Consider the following 16,337-nt stretch of genomic DNA (forward strand, 5'->3'; position numbering starts at 1 on the left):
GTCCGATGGCATGGCGGCGTGCTCGATCATGGTGGCCTTAGTGCGAGCAGTCCTTGGCGATCCCGAGACGGCACGCATGCAACCGCGCATCGGTGGCTTCGATCCCGCGGCCTTGTGCCGTGTAGATATTTGCGAGGTAGTGCCAGGCGATGGACTCGCGCGGAGAGAGCCGGACGGCTTTTTCGAGGTCGGGAAGCGCCGCCTGAGTGTCGCCGCGCAGCGCCTGTGCGGTGCCGCGGTTGGTCCAGGCAGGCGCGTAAGCGGGATCGGTATCGATCGCGCGGTTGAAATCCTGGATGGCGAGTTCGAACTCGCCAGCACGCAGGCGCATCAGCCCCCGGTTGTTGTATCCCAGCACTTGGCGCGGGAACAGGCGAATCGTCTCCTCGTACACGGCCAGGGCCTTGTCGGGCTGGCCCATGGCTTCCAGAAGCACGCCGCGATTGACGAAGGGGTAGCCGTCGCCCCAGCGGGGTTCGATTTCGTTGGCGCGGTTGATGGCGCGCCGTGCGCGATCGAGGTTCCCGATTTCGAGGTATTTCAGGCCGAGCTCGTTCCAGACCCGCACCGAGTGCGGCGCGTGCCGCGTCGAATTCTCCAGAAGGGTGATCTCGGTGCGCCATTGCGGCAGGCGCTGCTGGGTCGACCAGATGCCGAACGCAGCGGCGAGCGCGATCGCGGCCCATGCGAAGGGCGCAAGCCGGGCGGCGCGGCGCGGCGCCCGTGCGAGCCCGAGTGCAATCAGGCCCGCGACGCCGACCGACGGGAGGTACATGCGGTGTTCGAACACGAGTTCCAGCGGAATCACGGTGCTTTCGATCAGCAGCGTGACGGGAACCCACAGGACGAAGAAAGCCGCCGGCCGGGTGTCGCGCCGCCGTGCCAGCCACAAGCCACCGAGCGTCCAGGCGAGAATGGCGACCATGGGCAGCCAGAACTGGGGTGAGGCGGCGGAACGGACGACTTCGACGTCGTGTTCGAGCGAAAAACGGTCCGGTAGCGGCCACAGCAGTTGCGAGACGTGGAACAGCACGACCTTGGGTTGGGTGAGCAGGCGCTCGGCGAGCGTGAAGTCACGCCATTCGTAGCCGCGCAGGACCCACTGACTGACGGGGCCGTCGATGAGCAGGGCGGCGAGGCCCAGTGTTCCGATGATCGCCGGGAGGGCGAGCAAGGCGGCGTCCAGCCTCTTCCCGCTGAGCCTGTCTTGGCGGTGCACGATCAGGAACTCGGCCATCAGGACAAGCGCGGGCGTGATCCAGGCATTCTGCTTCGACAGCGCACCGAGCGCGAGACTCAGCAGTGACAGCGCCCACCACGCGGCGCGTCCGCGCGCGGCGGTGCGCCCCCGCACGTAGGCCCAGAGGCACAGGACGGAGAACAGCGCGGCGAGCTCCGTCATGCGCTGCACGACATAGCTCACGGCCTGGACGTGGATCGGTTGCGCGAGCCACCAGGCGGCGGCGAGACCGGCCGCGGCGATCGTCCGCAAGGCAGGAGGGCTGCCCGGTTCGCCCCGGCCCAGCGCCTGGACGAGGAATGCAAACACGGCGATGCCCGTGGCGACGTGCAGCGCCAGGTTCGTCGCGAGAAAGGAGGCTGCGTGCTCTCCGCCGCCGCGCCACCAGTCGAGTGCAAACGTGATCGAAGCGAAGGGGCGGTGGGGGAGCGATGCGCCGCGGGCCGCGTCGATGAGGCCGCCCAGGGTCAGGCGTTCGAGATGGACGGCAGGGTTCAGGAGGATGTTGTGCCAGTCGTCGAAGTGGAAGCCGTTCAATTCGATGCCGTGGTAGGCGAGGAGCGCCACCGCGACCAGCAGGGCGGCGGCGAGCGCGCGGGCAACGAAGGACGGGTGGGAGGGCGTCAGCGGGGGCACGGGTATCGGGGTGCGGATGCAGTGGTTCGGCTGCTGGTCTGGTGATTGTTCGAGTGGTCGAGGCTAAAAGCAAGCATCGTTCCCGCTTGGCGTGTACGAGCATGAATCGTGCTTGCAGTGTCAGGGGACGCTATCATTGTCGCCCCAATGACGAGGTAATGGCCGCGCGGCTGCCCGTTTCCACCGGAAGAAACATGAACAGACTCAGTGTCATCCTGCCCGCGAAGAACGAGGGGGCCGTAATCGGACGGGTCGTGGAGGGGGTCAGGACGCTTCTGCCCGATGCCGAAGTGCTCGTGGTCAACGACGGCTCCACCGACGCCACGCGCGACGAGGCGGAGCGCGCGGGCGCGACGGTCGTCACCCACCCCTACAGCATGGGCAACGGTGCGGCGATCAAGAGCGGCGCGCGGGCGGCGACGGGCGATATCCTCGTGTTCATGGATGCCGACGGACAGCATGACCCGGCCGACATCCCGCGCCTGCTCGCGCAACTGGACGACGGTTTCGACATGGTGGTCGGCGCGCGCGACGGCGGCTCGCAGGCGAGCCTCGGGCGCGGGCTGGCGAACCGGTTCTACAATCGCCTGGCGAGCTACATGACCGGCCACCGGATCGATGATCTCACTTCAGGGATGCGTGCGGCGCGTGCGCACCGCTTCCGCGAGTTCCTGCACCTGCTGCCGAACGGCTTCTCCTATCCGACCACGAGTACGATGGCGTTCTTTCGCGCCGGCTATCCGGTGTCCTACATCCCGATCAAGGCCGCGAAACGGGTCGGCAAGAGCCACGTGCGGATTCTCAAGGACGGGGCACGCTTCCTGCTGATCATTTTCAAGATCGGGACGCTGTATTCGCCGCTGAAGCTGTTTGCGCCGGTGGGGCTGGTGCAGGCACTGCTGGGGCTGGGTTACTACGCGTACACGTTCATCCTGCACGGACGCCTGTCGCTCGCGACCATCTTCCTGCTGACCTCGGCGGTGACGACCTTCCTGATCGGGCTGGTGTCAGAGCAGATTACGCAGTTGATGTATCGCTCACCCGGTGCGAGCGAGGTGATGAGCGGTATCGCGGCCGGATCGGCCGGTGTGCGGCCCAGCGTATCCGTCGGGATGTCGGACCGGGAATGAGATCGCCGGTCGGGCGTAACGCGGTCTGGAATATCGTCGGAATCGTCGTCCCCTCGGTGGCCGGGGTGTTGGCGGTCCCGATGCTGCTCCATGGGCTCGGTGCCGCGCGCCTGGGCGTGTTCACGCTCGCAATCGGATTGATCGGTTTTTCGGGCATCTTCGATCTGGGGCTCGGTCGGGCGCTGACCCAGGTCGTTGCGAGTGAGCACGGACGCGGGGCTGCGCCGTTCGAACTGGCCGCGCTGGCCCGCAAGGCGCTGGGCATGCTGCTGGCCCTCGGGGTGTTCTGGGCGGCGGTGTTGTGGTTCGGGGCGCCGCTGCTGGTCGTCAAGGCGTTCGGATTCGAGCGACTCCTGGGCGACGAGGCGGTGGATGGCCTGCGTTGGGTGGCCGCGTCCCTGCCGTTCACACTGGTGTCGACGGGCCTCGTCGGTTGCCTCGAGGGTTTCCAGCGCTTTGCCGTCGTCAATGTCGTCCGTCTCGCATTCGGCACCGCGACCTTTCTGGTGCCTGGCGTGACGGCCATGCTGACTCAGCGTCTCGATCTCACGCTCGCGTCGCTGGCGGCCGTAAGAATCGTCGCGATGCTGCCCTGGCTGTGGCTGGTACGCGCGGAACTCGACTTCGGTCGCGGGCACCGGGCCGCGGACGGCGCGATCCGGCGGCTCGTGAGTTTTGGCGCGTGGCTGTCGGTCTCGAGCGTGATCGGCCCGCTGATGGTTTTTGCCGATCGTTTCTATCTGGCCAGCATCCTGCCGCCGGCGGTAGTGGCGTTGTACACGGTACCGCTCGATGCGGTATCGCGATTCGGTGCGCTTCCGATGGGGGCGGTCAATGCCGCATTTCCGGAACTCGCGAAGCGGTCCGGGGCGCGGATGCAGAGTGCCGAACTGGTGCGCGGTGCCGTGACGGCGATGACGGTGCTCTGGTTTCCGCTGGTGGCCATTCCGATGCTGCTTGCCGATGAATTGCTGACCGTCTGGCTGAACGCATCGATGGCCAGCGAAGGGGCGGGAATCGCCCGCTGGCTGTTGTCGGGCGTGTTCCTGAACGGGTTCGCACACATCCCGTACGCGATGCTCCAGTCGGCAGGTCGTTCGGATGTGACTGCGAAGCTGCACCTGCTGGAGTTTCCGGTCTATGCGCTGCTGCTCGTGGCCGCAGTGGCGCAGTTCGGCGTACTGGGCGCCGCGCTGGCCTGGTGTGCGCGGATTGCGATCGACACGAGCCTGCTGTTCGTCGCGGCTGCGCATTTCGAGCCGGATTGCAGGGCCGTTCTGCGGCAAGCGGGAATACGCATTACGGGTGGCATGACGCTGCTGGCAGCCAGCATGATGGTGACGGCTCCGGTCTTGCGCTGGGCGCTTGCCGCGGTCGTCGCGCTGGCCTTTGCCGGAATGCTGTGGCGCTTCGGCCGTCAGCGACTGTTTGCCAAACCCCAGGAGGCCGATCATCGCCGCAGTTGACCCTTCCGATGTCGCCGAGTGGCCGGAGTCCGAGTGCGAGGCGGTCGAGCGTTGTCCGGTTTGCGGATTCGGGCAACGGGCGCTGCTGCACGCCGGACTGACCGACCGCATCTTTCGCGTTGCGCCCGGGCGCTGGAACATGTATCGCTGCGGGGGGTGTGGCGCGGCCTATCTGGCTCCGCGCCCGGATCGTGCGACGATCGGGCGCGCGTATTCGAACTACTACACGCATTGTGCCCAGAACGTGCCGACGGTCCGGCGGATCGGCGCGATCAGGACGCTGCTGCACGACTGGCTCAACGGCTACCTGAACAGCCGTTACGGGCTTGCGCGCCATCCCGCGCGAGCGGCGGGCCGTCTGCTCATTCCGCTGCTGCCGCCGCTGCGTGCGGCGGCGGACGCCGAATGCCGCCATCTGGCCCGTCCGCCGGCGGGTGGGGGCGCGCTGCTCGACGTGGGATGCGGCAACGGCCGCTTCCTCGCGGTGGCGCGTGAGATGGGGTGGCGTGCGGAGGGGATCGATTTCGACGAGCAGGCGGTTCGCGCCGCCCGCGCCGAGGGTTTGCAGGTCCGCCACGGCGGCATCGAGCTGTTCGACGACGTGCGCGAACGCTACGACGTGATTACCGCGAGCCATGTCATCGAGCATGTTCATGATCCCGTCGACATGCTCGTGCGCATCCACCGTCTCCTGAAGCCCGGCGGGCGCCTGTGGCTCGAAACGCCCAATCTCGCGAGCCTCGGGCATCGCCTGTACGGACCGAACTGGCGCGGGCTGGAGCCGCCGCGGCATCTCGTGCTGTTCACACCCGATTCGTTGCGCGCCGCCTTGCGCAAGGCCGGTTTTTCGCGTATTTCGCAGGAGCTCCGTGGGCTGGTGCTGTACTCCATCTTTGCCGCGAGCGAGGCGATCGGGCGTGACGAGGACGTTCTGACGGCATCGCGGAAAGGCAGACCGAAGATGTCGGATGTGCTGGCGGAGGCTTGCGAGATGCTCGCTCCCGGGCAGCGCGAATTCCTGACTTTTCGGGCGGTGAAGGAAAAGTGAGCGGCCTGTCGTTCTGGTCGGCAGTCGGGGCGTCGTGCCGGCGGGTTCCGGTTTCCACGCTCGTGGGATCTACGTGGTGCAGGCGAAGAAATGGCTGAAGAGCGCGATGTTTCAATCGGCGTCGTGATCGTCGCTTACAAGCCGGACCTCCAGTCCCTGCAGGAACTGGTGCGCACCTCGCTCCGCGAGCTGGACGCCGTCCGGGAGGTTCAGGTTTTCGTGTGGGACAACTCGCCGCTGGGCGGGGCGGAGTCGACGGAGGGCGTGGAGGGCGTGGAGGGCGGGCAGGTCGTCGTGATGGGGGGCGACGGCAACAACCTCGGTTTCGGGGCGGCCATCAACAAGGTGATCGAGGGCACGGACAAGGACTGGTACGTCGTGCTCAACCAGGATCTGCGGATCGGCGAAGGCGCGCTGACGCGGGCAGCACAGGCGATTCGGCGCGCGGGGCCCGTCACGGCGGTGCTGGAACTGGCGCATCGGCCGTATGAGCACCCGAAGGAATACGACCCGGTTTCGCGCGAGACGCCGTGGTTCTCGGGTGCGGCTTTCTGCGTGTCGCGCGAGGCATTCCTTGACGTCGGGGGTTTCGACAGCCGGCTCTTCATGTACGGCGAGGATGTCGACCTGTCGATCCGGCTGCGCAGCAAGGGGTGGGGGATCCGCTATCTCCCCGACTGCATCGTGTTTCATGACGACCTCGTCGGGATGCACGGGCAGAAGCCGCTGCAGGAAGCGTACGACCGGGCGAACAACATCCTCCTGCGTCTCAAGCATGGTTCGGCGCTCGTTGCCGTGCGCGGATTACTCTGGTTGTTGGGCGAGAGCCTGTATTTCTTCCTCAAGGGCAGGCGGATCGCCGTTCACCGTGTGCTGTCTCTGGTTGTCCGGCGCGCTGCAGCCTTCCGGGCCGACTGCGCGGCGGACGCGTCGCGGGCTTCCCGTCCGCAATTTGACCGCTGGCGATACTGCCGGCATCGGCTCGGCGGACGTTATGCGATCGAGGCGGTTGCGGCGAAGCCCAAGGTTTCGATCGTGATTCGAACCATGAACCGCCCGGCGATGTTGGTGGAGGCGATAGGGACTGCCTGGAACCAGACCTACGGCAATGTCGAGCTTGTCGTGGTCGACGACGGCGAGGGGCAGGGCAGGCAGATCGTGGAAAACCTTCCCGCAGCTGCCGGACGGGAGGCCGTGTACGTCAAGACCGGCGGATCCGTTGGTCGGGCGGCGGCAGGGAACCTGGGCCTTGCCCATTGCAGTGGCGAGTTCATCTGTTTTCTGGACGAGGATGACCAGCTGTACGCGGACCATGTCGAGGTGCTGGTCGCTCACGCGGGCAATAACGGCCTGAAAGTGAGCTATGCGCTCGCGGAGGAGATTACCGCCGAGTACGCGGCCGATGGCAGCTGGACCGACGGGGCGGTGGCCGTACCGTACCGGCAGGAATTCTCCCGCGTGCTCCTGTGGTACAAGAACTTTCTTCCGATCCAGTCGGTGTTGTTCGCGCGCTCCCTGTACGAGGAGCTGGGCGGCTTCGACGAGGCGCTCGATCTCTATGAAGACTGGTCCCTGTGGGTCAAGTACTCGACGAAATGTGATTTCGGTTTCGTTCCGAAGGTGACCTCGCGCTACAGGATCTTCACCGGCAGAGCGACGCGCAGTGCGGTCTTCGGCGATTCGTATGCGCGTGTTGCAAGCACGCACGATTACCCGGGCTTCGTGGTGTCGCCGGTGGAGTTCAGGCGCATGATCGCCGAATACATGCGATACCGTGGCCTCCTGTGCCTGACGCGCGAGCAGCTCATTGCGGCGCAGGCAAGGTTGCGCGCCCTGTTTCGCGGGCGGGCCTAGGCGCCTCTAGCGCAGCGCCGGGATCCCGTACTTCAGGAGCATCTGCAGCTTGCGCGGCAGCAGCGTGAAAGCGCTCCGATAGGCAGGCGTGCCGCGCCGGCGGGTGGCCTGCGCCGCCGTGCGGCTGCGCTTGAGGCGGTCGAATTCGCATCGCAGGCTTCGGTAGGTGCTCGCATACACTTCGCGCCACACGCGCAGGTCGCGCTTGAGCAGGACAAGTACGGCGCCTTCGGCGGCGAGCGCGAGCAGGTGCAGCGTGAGCAGAAGCCACATCCACGGTCCCGGCGTGCAGATCGCCAGCACGAAGGTCTTGTTGCGCTCGCTCAGGCGGCGGCGGCGGTAGGTGCTGGCGAGGCGTCCCGTGGTGGCGCGATTGCCGCCGAAGCTCTGGCCCTGGCGATGGCGATAGCCGCTCTTGTCGGTGACCTGCACCGGGTGGCCGGCCAGGCGTGCGCGGCAGCACAGGTACATGTCTTCCGCGATCGACTCGAACCATTCCGGGAAACCGCCCAGCACGTGCCACAGCTCGCGCCGGATCCACAGGCAGGCGCCGATCACCATCGCGACGTCGCGCCGGGCCGGGTCGAGGTTCGGGACCGGGTTGTAGAAGGGGTCGAGGAGGCAGCCGCGGTCGACGAGTTCGCCCGTTTCCCAGTCGTATTGCGGCAGGGTGAGGATGCCAGCCGGTTGCTGGCGGCGGGCGTGGGCGAACAGGGTGCGCAGGGCGTCCGGGGCGAGGGCGGCGTCGTTGTTCAGGAGCAGCAGGTAGCCGCCGCGCGCGCGCTGGGCCAGGCGGTTGTTGGCGATGCAGAAGCCGACGTTGGTGGTGCTGGCGATGACTTCGACCTGGGGGTAGCGTTCGCGCAGCAGTTCGAGCGAGCGGTCGGTGGAGGCGTCGTCATGGACGAGGATCTCGACGGGGAAGTCGCAGTCCTGCGCGAGAATCGAGTCGATGCAGTCGGTGAGGAGGGCTTCGCCGTTGTAGTTGGCAACGCAGACCGAGCAGACGGGGCGGGGAGTCATGTCGCGGCCATGTGCCACTGCCATGCGGCGGCGAGGCCCGCTTCGATCGTCGTGCCGGCGAGCCAGTCGTAGTGGTGCTGTGCGCGGCCGGGGTCGAGGACGATGCGCGAGACGTCGACGCTGCGGCCGGGGACGTAGTGGCGCTGCAGGGGGCGGCCGGTGACGTTCTCGATATGCGCGAAGAGTTCGTTGAGGCTGAGGCCCGTGCCGCTGGCGGCGTTCAGGACCTGGGTGCCGGCGGGCATCGGGCGGGCGAGGATGGCCAGGCAGAGGGCGACGAAGTCGTCGATGTAGAGGTAGTCGCGCACGGCGCAGCCGTCGCCCCAGACGGTGAGCGGGGTGCTGCCGCGCAGCGCGTCGAAGGCGGTGGGGATGATGCCGAAGCCCTGGCGCGTGCTCTGGCCGGGACCGTACAGGTTGGACGGGCGCAGGATCGTCGCGTGGCCGCCGAACTGGGCGCTCCAGGCGGTGATGAAGTGCTCCGCAGCGGCCTTGCCGGCGCCGTAGTAGGACTTGGGGCGGATGACGTCGCGCTCGGTCGCGGGGCTGATCTCGGCGTCGCCGTACAGCGTGCCGCCCGAGGATAGGTAGAGCAGTTCGCACTGCGGATGGGCCTGCAATGCGTCGAGCAGGGCGAAGGTGGGGCGGAGGTTGCGGTCGAGTTCGAACAGCGGTTTGCCGGCGCTGCTGCCCGGTGTCGAGGCGGACGCGAGATGCACGACGGCGCGGCAGCGCGGCAGCCATTCGGCGAATTGTTCCGGTTCGCTGAAGGCCGCGGGGACCGTCGTGATTCCCGGAACGGGAGCGTCGCCCGGATGGCGACCGACAGCGATGACGGCAGCGCCGGCGGCCGCCAGTGCGCGGGTCAGCGCGGTGCCGACGAAGCCGTGTGCGCCGAGGAGCAGGATCGCGTCGTTCATGCCTGGCCGTTGTCGAGGAGTTGGCGATAGAGCGCAGTGTAGCGGGCGGCGCAGTCGTCCCAGGTGCCGATTTCGCGCGCGGCCCAGGCGCGTGCGGCGGCGCCGGCCCGGAGGTTGGCGTCGGGGGCATCGAGGCGTTCGAGCGCCGTCGCGACGTCTTGCGGGCGGTCGCACAGCGCGCCGGTTTCATCGTGGAAGACGATGTTTTCGTGGGCCGGCAGGCGCGACGCGATGATCGGCAGGCCGGCGGCCATTGCTTCGAGCATGACCTGCGGGCGACCTTCGGCGTGCTGGCTGAGGGTGATGAGGCCGCGGGCGCGCGGGAACCACTCGCCCATCAGCTGGGCGGGCGTGGCGGGGCCGTGGTAATGCACCCAGTCGGGCAGCGCGATCTCTTCCTGCATCGGCCCGAAGAGATGCAGCTCGCGCGCGCCGTCGCGAAAGTGCGCTTCGCTCCACTCGAACAGGGACCCCAGCTTGCCGCGCGTGAGCCGCGTGACCGCGAGCCATCGGGCGGGGGCGTCGGCTGCGAAAGTTCGTTCGATCGCATACCAGCCCGGGTCGATGCCGAAGGGGACGAAGCGTACCGTCGCGAGGTCGCCGAATCGTTCCGCGAGTTCGGGGACCATCCATTCGGCGTTGGGGCAGATCGCCACGGCACGGCCGCGCATCGCGCGCCGGAGCAGCGTTGCCATCAGCGGCAGCTTCAGCAGCTGCATGTCGGTACCCAGAACGGTGATCAGCGCGGGGCGTCCGTTGGCGGGCAGCGGCAGGGCGTTTTGCAGCCAGTTGACGTGATAGACGTCGACTTGGCGGCTGCGCGCGTAAGTGCTGCGCAGGAATTGCAGCAGACGCAGTGCGCGGGCCAGCCCCTGCAGGGGGCTGTTGCGCAGCAGGTGGGCGATGCCGCCTTGCTGCATCAGCGCGGCGAGCCAGGCCGACTCGGCAGGCGTCGCGGCGGCGTGTACGGCAGGGTGCGAATCGCCCGGCGGCGCCCACAGTTGCAGGGCGAGGTCGCGGCGTCGGGCGAGCGCGTCGGAGAGGTGGCGGATGAAGAGGCCGCGCCAGTCGGTGAGCGTCGAAGGGTAGGAGGTGCTGACCATCAGCACGTCGAGGGAGGAGGCGTGATCGATCGCTGCTGGCATCACAGTGTTGAACGATGGGGGCGTGCCCGTCATGCAATTCGGCTTATGCCGGGTGCTTCGCGCCGACGGCGGCGCGAAACCGCCTGGCGGCCAGGAAGAGCAGTGTGGCAACGAGCAGCGGCCCCGTTTGTACGCCGGCGGCGGCCGCCACGTACTTGACACCCAGCAGTGCAGCGACGGCGGTGAAGAGGACCGTCTGCTCGCCGCGGCCGGCGTTGCGTCGCGTCGCCATGTCGGCCCAGATCCAGGCGGCGGCCGGCACCAACAGCACGAGATCGTAGAGATAAGTCATCGGGATCGTGAGCGGCGTCGCGGTGCAGAGAATGGCCGACTGCAGGCCGAGCGTGTCCGGGTGCCGGCGTCCGCGCCACCACGCCCAGGCCACAAGCGCAGCCATCAGCGCGGCCGTGGCGTACTGGGCAGTCCAGGCAGTGGCGAGCGGCAGGCCGGCCATTTTCAGGGCCGCCAGCACGGTCGCCATCGGGACGAGGTTGTAGGCGCCGGCCGCAAAGCCTTCCAGATGGAACAGGGCGGTGCCGATGAAGGCAAACCACGGGTCGTCGCCGTAGGCGACGACGCTCGCGGCGATCGTGGCGAGGACCGTTACCGACGCCGCGGCAAAGGTTCGCCAGTAGCCGCCTGCGGCCAGGGCGATCGGGATGAGGATGCCGAAGTGGGGCTTGAAGCTTGCGAGGCCGATCAGGGTGCCGGCGACAAGCGGATGGGTCGCGAGCAGGGCGAGGCCCAGCCCGATCAGCCCGCCGGTGAGAAAACCAGTCTGGCCGTAGATGACGTTGAAGAACACCGGCGGCGCGGCCAGCGCGGACGGCCAGGCGAGGGGCGCGGGCAGGATCCGGCGCATCGCCGCGAGGTAGGGTACGGCGGTGAGGCCGATCCATACGAACCACGACAGCAGGTAAGGCATGCCGGCGAGCGGGGCGATCAGGAGGATGAAGGTCGGCGGGTACATCCACGGCGCGAAACCGACGCCGCGCGCTTGCTCGGCCGTGATGCCGGGATAGGCGGCGACGGCGGCACGCCGTCCGGCTTCGGCCATGTATTTCGGGCGATACAGGTTCTCCGCAGGTATTTCGCGGACCAGTATCGACGCGGCGTAGGTCGGGGTGTAGTCCGTGTAGGTCGGCATTTTGCCGTCCGCGGCCGAACGGTAACCGTCGGCCAGTGTCCAGCCGACGAAGGCGGCATAGCTTCCCGCAAGCAGCCACATCGCTGCGATGGCGAGCCTGGCCCTCGTCATGACCGAATCGTTGCCGGGAGGGCGCGTCGCGTGCTGAATCGTCGGAGGGCGACCATCAACACGAACGCAAAGGCGCCGCAACCGCCCGGCAGGGTTTGCAAGGCCGGTCATCAATCATGGCGGGCTGGCGCACGTGCTCGTCATCCAGTTCTTGCCCGATCCCGGGTTGGTGAGGTTGGTTGTGCCGCCCTGGCTGTTCGCGATGAGGCTGGTGCCGCTTTTCAGGGAAGACCCGCAGTCGGTGTCCGCCCAACTGGTGTTCTCCCTGAAATTGATGATCTTGGCCTTCGCGTTGCGGTAGTAGGGACCCACGCTATAGGTGTCGGTGCTGGCGTTGATGGCGACTTCCTGGCTGCCGCTTTGCCCTGCCTCGGCACCGATGTCATTGAGATTCACCAGGAAGGACTTGTTCTTCCAGCCGTGTGGAATCGCGACATGGCACCAGTTGCAGCGCATGCGCCCGATCCGGGTGAAATGGATGGCGTGGCCGTCCTTGCCTATCGTCGTCGAAAACCCGGTCTGGCCAAGGTTGTCGCTGGAGGGAGTCGCATAGCGGGCCGCGTCATGACAGCGGAAACAGAGACCGGTGCTGTCGCTGCCGGTGTTCTGGTCATAGGGACGTTTCAGCAGGAAGTTGTTCTGTGAGCCGTGCGGACCCCACACGCCGGAGTCCGGTGTGATCAGCGGCGCCGTGATGCCGCTGGCATTGGAGCCATGACAGTCGGTGCAGTACATGGTCTGGTTGCCGACGTTGGCGTTCCACGGCGCCAGGAACGCGTTGGGGTCCATGTTGTTGCGCTGCGCGACGGGGCGGCCGGTGACGGCGATCACCGGGTGCCAGGAGCGGTGGTTGCCGGCCTGGTAGCTGGCACCGGCGCCGGTGTTGGTGAGTGCGTTGTTGGGCTGGAACTCGCGCGCCTGGTTGGTGTAGCTGGTGTAATTGGTGCGGACGCCGTCGGGGTTGGACGGAGTCAGGTTGGTCGTGGTCCCCAGTTGCGGGCGCCTGGTGCTGCTGGGATAGACGTTGTCATCCTGATAGGCATAGTCCGAATGGCATTTCAGGCAGATCTGGTATTCGCGCGTCACCCAGGGGCTGCTGACGGCGGTGGAGGCGCCCGTGCCGCCGTCCCCTTTCTTGTCCGTGTAGCTGTTGGGAAGGGAGAAGAAGCTGGTGCCGCTATAGACCGGTTCGACGCCAAAGGTGCCGCGCAGCACGCCCGAGGCGATGTTGCCGTTGCCGGTGGACGATGGCGTGCCATCGAGGCCGCCTGGCACGTGGGTGCGCTTGGCGTTGTCACCCAGGGTGGTGAACAGGTTGTTGCGCGTCAGGCGGTGCGGGTTGTGGCAATCCGTGCATTCGGCATGGCGGTTGGTGTTGCTGAGCTGGCCGAGCGTCGTGCGGTCCTCGACGAAGTCGCTGTTCTTGATGTCGTGCGTTTCGACGCCCGACGCCTGTTCGCTCGTGACGATCGGCATGTGCCGGAGCAGGCTGAATTCGGTCTTGATGTCGGGGACTGCGCCGGTGGCGGTATTCACGACGCTGTTGGCCGAGGTCGTGTGGCACTGGTAGCAGGTTTCCTCGATGGCCGAGACGCTGTTGGGATTCGAGGTCGAAGCCCAGCCGAGCTTGTAGGTACCCGTGCCGACGCCGCCGCTGCTGCCGAGCACGCCTTCGCGCAGCAGCCGCCGGGAGCCCTGCACGGTGTGGGTGTCGTGGCAGTTGAGGCAGCCGGCCTCCCACACCTGGATGCTCGCTTTCCCGCCTGCGAGGAATTCGCGCACGTTCGCGGCATCGGTCTTGTAGGTTTCGTCGCCAATGGTCTGCGACGCGTGCGAGGACTGAGCCCAGGCCGTGCCGAGTTTGTTGTGGCAGCCAAGGCAGATCTGGTCTGCCGACGCGTTGAATTCGCCGCCCGCCGGGTTGCTGACCTGGAGCCGGTTCAGACGCAGGAATTTCGGCACGTTCAGATGCGGGTCGTGGCACGTCGTGCATTGGACCTGGCCGGCGCCGGCCGTGCCCGTCGGCTGCAAGGGCAGGAGCGGCTTGTAGCCCGCTTTGCGGACGCCGATGACGGTGCCGGTGCCGGCCGGGTAGCGCTGTTGCGCATCCATGCGCCGCAATTCGCCGTCGGTGGCCGCGAGCGTGTCGTTGTACGTGAAGGAGATCGGGTGGTCGTTGCGCAGGTCGATGCCCAGATTTCGCGTGAAGCCGGTCGTCGCGCCCAGCCCGGTGGGCATCGTCCCGCCCGTGCCGGTACCCGTCATCGTGATCGAGACATTGGCCTTGCCGCCGAGCACGCCGACCGTCCCGATCGCCATCGTGCCATCGTGGCAGGACAGGCACAGCTTGGAACTGCCGCCCGGCTGCGACAGCGCGCCGAAGATCGTCTGGGCGTCGAGCGAGTTGGAGGTGTAGGGCGTGTAGGTGGCGGTGGAGAGCGTGCGGTTCCACAAGGGGGCCGGAGCGCTGGCGTTGGCCGCGTGCGGCGTGTGGCAGAAGACGCAGATCTGGCTTTCCGAAGTCGACTTGACGGTGCCGGTGCCGGATGTGGACAGGTTGTGTTTTGTCTGGGCGATGTTCGCCTGCTGTGCCCCGGCCGGTGCCATGCCGCCCACGACGGACAGCATGCACACGACGAACGTCAGTGCGTGCCGGAAACCGCTTGCGAGGAGACTGTTCATGTCCATTCGAGTGATATGGTCTTGCGCGCGCACAGATTTCAGCAACGCGTTAACTCGCGTCGCACCCTGGATGCCACCTGCGAACTGCTTCCCGGAGCGGCAGCGCGAAACGCTTGCGTGCGCCGGGAATCGTTCGCGGATTCCGGTTCGGCGGCCCGTCGGATAGCCGAACGTCATGACGCCGACAGCGGCGTCCCACCATTATCAGCCAGTGCGTGACGAATGGAAAGCGTGACGGTGCGTGCTTCGGTCCCCTTTGCGGGAAACTTTCAGAGGTACGGGAAATACTGTCGGTCGGCGCCGACGAGGTGCTGCGCGATGACGTCGTAGGCAAGAAACTGGAAGACGTCCGCCACCGGGATCTCGGCATTGTCCCGGGCGTGCCGGAACAGCCGGCCGGCACGGTCGAGCAGCCGTCCGTGTTCGGCCGCGTGCGCGTCGCGTGCGGGGAAGCCGATGCTTTCGTGCAGGCGCTCCTCGTCCTCGAAGTGTGTGCCGATATCTTCGATCAGGACTTTCATCGCTTCGAGGATTTCGTCGCGCGCGGCATGCGAGACGACGGCATGCAGCAGCCGGTTGGCGTGTTCGAAGAGCTGCTGGTGCTGGCGGTCGACGCGCTCGCTGCCGCAGCAGTAGCTGTCGCGCCAGATCAGCTGCACCGGCGAGCAGGCCTGGCGCGTGCCGTCTTCCGCCAGGGCGGTGAACGGGTCGAGGACGACGCGATTGCGCCCCGCATTCTTGGCCCGGTACATCGCGCGGTCGGCGCGTGCCAGCCAGTGATCCAGGCCTTCGCCGCAGCGGTATTCGGCGACCCCGATGCTGACGGTGATCGGCCGGGCGCTCGACAATTGCGCCTCGGCGACGCATGTGCACAGCTTGTGTGCGAGTTGTTCGGCTTCGCGCAGCGGCGTGTCGGGAGCGAGCACGATGAATTCTTCACCGCCCCAACGCGTGACCGTATCGGCGCGGCGGATGACCCCGCGGATGCGGCGCACGAGTTCGATGAGCACGTAGTCGCCTGCGGTGTGACCGAACTGGTCGTTGATCTCCTTGAAGTGGTCGACATCGAGCACGAGCAGCGACGCCGCATGGCCGTGGCGTACGGCACGGGACATTTCCAGCAGTGCGGCGTCTTCCAGGTGGCGGCGGTTCCACGCGCCGGTCAGCCGGTCGGTGTAAGCGAGGCGCTCCATTCGTTCGAGGGCGTGCAGCAGTTCGGCGTGACGCGCCTCGGCATGCCCGGCAGGGTTGGCGGCGGTCCCCGTGCGGCTGCCGATCGCGGTGGCGATCATCCCCGCGGCGATCGTCTCGCCGTCGGTGGCGCGCAGCGGGAAACGCGTGACGAGGAAGCGGCCCGACCGCTCCCCGACGGTGGCGTCCTCCTCGCCGCGTGTGACGCTGGTGGCGGCGTCGCCGCCGATGCGCAGGGCCGTGCGATTGCCGGCCGTGTTGAGGACATCGTCTTCGTGGCGGCCCGGCAGGGATTCGGCGGGCAGGCCCAGCATCTGCGCGAAAGCGTCGTTCGCGTAGAGGTAGCAGCCGTCGTTGCCGCGAATGGCGATCAGCGCCGGCGACTGGGCAACGAGCGAATACACGAGGGACGCTTGAGCATTCCCGACCGGGATGTCGGTTTGGGTCAGGGATTCACTCATTCAAACCGTTTCCCGTGTGCGTGACGACGAAACCGCACACCGCTCAGCGGCTTGCGATTGAGCCGGATTTTAGCGGTATCGGGGGGCGGCGCCGCGTGATGCCTTTCACGCGCCCGGCTCGGCAGGCGCGGGCCACCGCCGGCGCAAAGCGCGGTATAGTCCGCTCCGTCCAGAACCCCCGGGATTGCCAGTTTGCACGCCGTTTCCAACCGATTTCGAGTGTATGCGGTCGACATGGCCGGCAGGTGTGCGCGAGTGATCCGGCGGCAGGGAGGCTTCCACC

Annotated in this window: 11 protein-coding genes; 4 read left to right on the forward strand and 7 right to left on the reverse strand. The window is 67.1% G+C overall.

Annotated features, from left to right (window positions below):
* Nucleotides 1–37 precede the first annotated feature (37 nt).
* On the reverse strand, nt 38–1,876 hold the full coding sequence (locus CDA09_RS01495) for a tetratricopeptide repeat protein (protein ID WP_286164348.1): 1,839 nt from the start codon (nt 1,874–1,876) through the stop codon (nt 38–40).
* A gap of 194 nt (nt 1,877–2,070) precedes the next feature.
* On the opposite strand from CDA09_RS01495, the gene CDA09_RS01500 reads away from it, so the two are divergent.
* The 4 genes from CDA09_RS01500 to CDA09_RS01515 all read left to right on the forward strand — a co-directional run bounded on the left by CDA09_RS01500 (nt 2,071) and on the right by CDA09_RS01515 (nt 7,374).
* The gene (locus CDA09_RS01500; protein WP_121427001.1) at nt 2,071–3,006 is read left to right on the forward strand and encodes a glycosyltransferase family 2 protein; all 936 of its coding nucleotides are present in this window, start codon (nt 2,071–2,073) and stop codon (nt 3,004–3,006) included.
* Complete coding sequence (locus tag CDA09_RS01505; RefSeq protein ID WP_121427002.1) at nt 3,003–4,472, forward strand: oligosaccharide flippase family protein; 1,470 nt, start codon at nt 3,003–3,005, stop codon at nt 4,470–4,472. Before CDA09_RS01500 ends, CDA09_RS01505 begins: the two co-directional genes overlap by 4 nt.
* Complete coding sequence (locus CDA09_RS01510) at nt 4,435–5,520, forward strand: class I SAM-dependent methyltransferase (RefSeq protein WP_128106522.1); 1,086 nt, start codon at nt 4,435–4,437, stop codon at nt 5,518–5,520. Before CDA09_RS01505 ends, CDA09_RS01510 begins: the two co-directional genes overlap by 38 nt.
* 90 nt (nt 5,521–5,610) lie before the next feature.
* Nucleotides 5,611–7,374 (forward strand): glycosyltransferase family 2 protein, encoded by a 1,764-nt coding sequence (locus CDA09_RS01515; RefSeq protein WP_121427004.1) that lies wholly within the window; start codon nt 5,611–5,613, stop codon nt 7,372–7,374.
* Nucleotides 7,375–7,380: 6 nt separating this feature from the next.
* Here CDA09_RS01515 and CDA09_RS01520 read toward each other — a convergent pair whose 3' ends face one another.
* The 6 genes from CDA09_RS01520 to CDA09_RS01545 all read right to left on the reverse strand — a co-directional run bounded on the left by CDA09_RS01520 (nt 7,381) and on the right by CDA09_RS01545 (nt 16,054).
* The gene (locus CDA09_RS01520) at nt 7,381–8,397 is read right to left on the reverse strand and encodes a glycosyltransferase family 2 protein (RefSeq protein WP_121430683.1); all 1,017 of its coding nucleotides are present in this window, start codon (nt 8,395–8,397) and stop codon (nt 7,381–7,383) included.
* On the reverse strand, nt 8,394–9,317 hold the full coding sequence (locus tag CDA09_RS01525) for an NAD-dependent epimerase/dehydratase family protein (protein WP_121427005.1): 924 nt from the start codon (nt 9,315–9,317) through the stop codon (nt 8,394–8,396). The genes CDA09_RS01520 and CDA09_RS01525 overlap by 4 nt, the downstream gene beginning before the upstream one ends.
* Nucleotides 9,314–10,462, reverse strand: a complete 1,149-nt coding sequence (locus tag CDA09_RS01530) for a glycosyltransferase family 4 protein (protein ID WP_286164349.1) — start codon at nt 10,460–10,462, stop codon at nt 9,314–9,316. The genes CDA09_RS01525 and CDA09_RS01530 overlap by 4 nt, the downstream gene beginning before the upstream one ends.
* A 43-nt stretch (nt 10,463–10,505) precedes the next feature.
* Nucleotides 10,506–11,720: a glycosyltransferase family 87 protein gene (locus CDA09_RS01535; RefSeq protein WP_121427007.1), complete on the reverse strand. Its 1,215-nt coding sequence runs from the start codon at nt 11,718–11,720 to the stop codon at nt 10,506–10,508.
* Nucleotides 11,721–11,834: 114 nt separating this feature from the next.
* Nucleotides 11,835–14,402, reverse strand: coding sequence for a cytochrome c3 family protein (locus CDA09_RS01540; protein ID WP_286164350.1), 2,568 nt, complete (start codon nt 14,400–14,402; stop codon nt 11,835–11,837).
* 269 nt (nt 14,403–14,671) lie between these two features.
* Nucleotides 14,672–16,054 (reverse strand): diguanylate cyclase, encoded by a 1,383-nt coding sequence (locus tag CDA09_RS01545; protein ID WP_121427009.1) that lies wholly within the window; start codon nt 16,052–16,054, stop codon nt 14,672–14,674.
* Nucleotides 16,055–16,337: the final 283 nt, after the last annotated feature.

This window comes from Azoarcus sp. DN11 (assembly GCF_003628555.1).
GTDB lineage: Bacteria > Pseudomonadota > Gammaproteobacteria > Burkholderiales > Rhodocyclaceae > Aromatoleum.

Excerpts from the sequence above, each read along its gene's own strand:
- CDA09_RS01500 (WP_121427001.1), top strand. The coding sequence starts at position 2,071 with ATGAACAGACTCAGTGTCATCCTGCCCGCGAAGAACGAGGGGGCCGTA.
- CDA09_RS01505 (WP_121427002.1), top strand. The coding sequence starts at position 3,003 with ATGAGATCGCCGGTCGGGCGTAACGCGGTCTGGAATATCGTCGGAATC.
- CDA09_RS01515 (WP_121427004.1), top strand. The coding sequence starts at position 5,611 with ATGGCTGAAGAGCGCGATGTTTCAATCGGCGTCGTGATCGTCGCTTAC.
- CDA09_RS01520 (WP_121430683.1), bottom strand. The coding sequence starts at position 8,397 with ATGACTCCCCGCCCCGTCTGCTCGGTCTGCGTTGCCAACTACAACGGC.
- CDA09_RS01525 (WP_121427005.1), bottom strand. The coding sequence starts at position 9,317 with ATGAACGACGCGATCCTGCTCCTCGGCGCACACGGCTTCGTCGGCACC.
- CDA09_RS01530 (WP_286164349.1), bottom strand. The coding sequence starts at position 10,462 with ATGCCAGCAGCGATCGATCACGCCTCCTCCCTCGACGTGCTGATGGTC.
- CDA09_RS01535 (WP_121427007.1), bottom strand. The coding sequence starts at position 11,720 with ATGACGAGGGCCAGGCTCGCCATCGCAGCGATGTGGCTGCTTGCGGGA.
- CDA09_RS01540 (WP_286164350.1), bottom strand. The coding sequence starts at position 14,402 with ATGAACAGTCTCCTCGCAAGCGGTTTCCGGCACGCACTGACGTTCGTC.
- CDA09_RS01545 (WP_121427009.1), bottom strand. The coding sequence starts at position 16,054 with ATGAGTGAATCCCTGACCCAAACCGACATCCCGGTCGGGAATGCTCAA.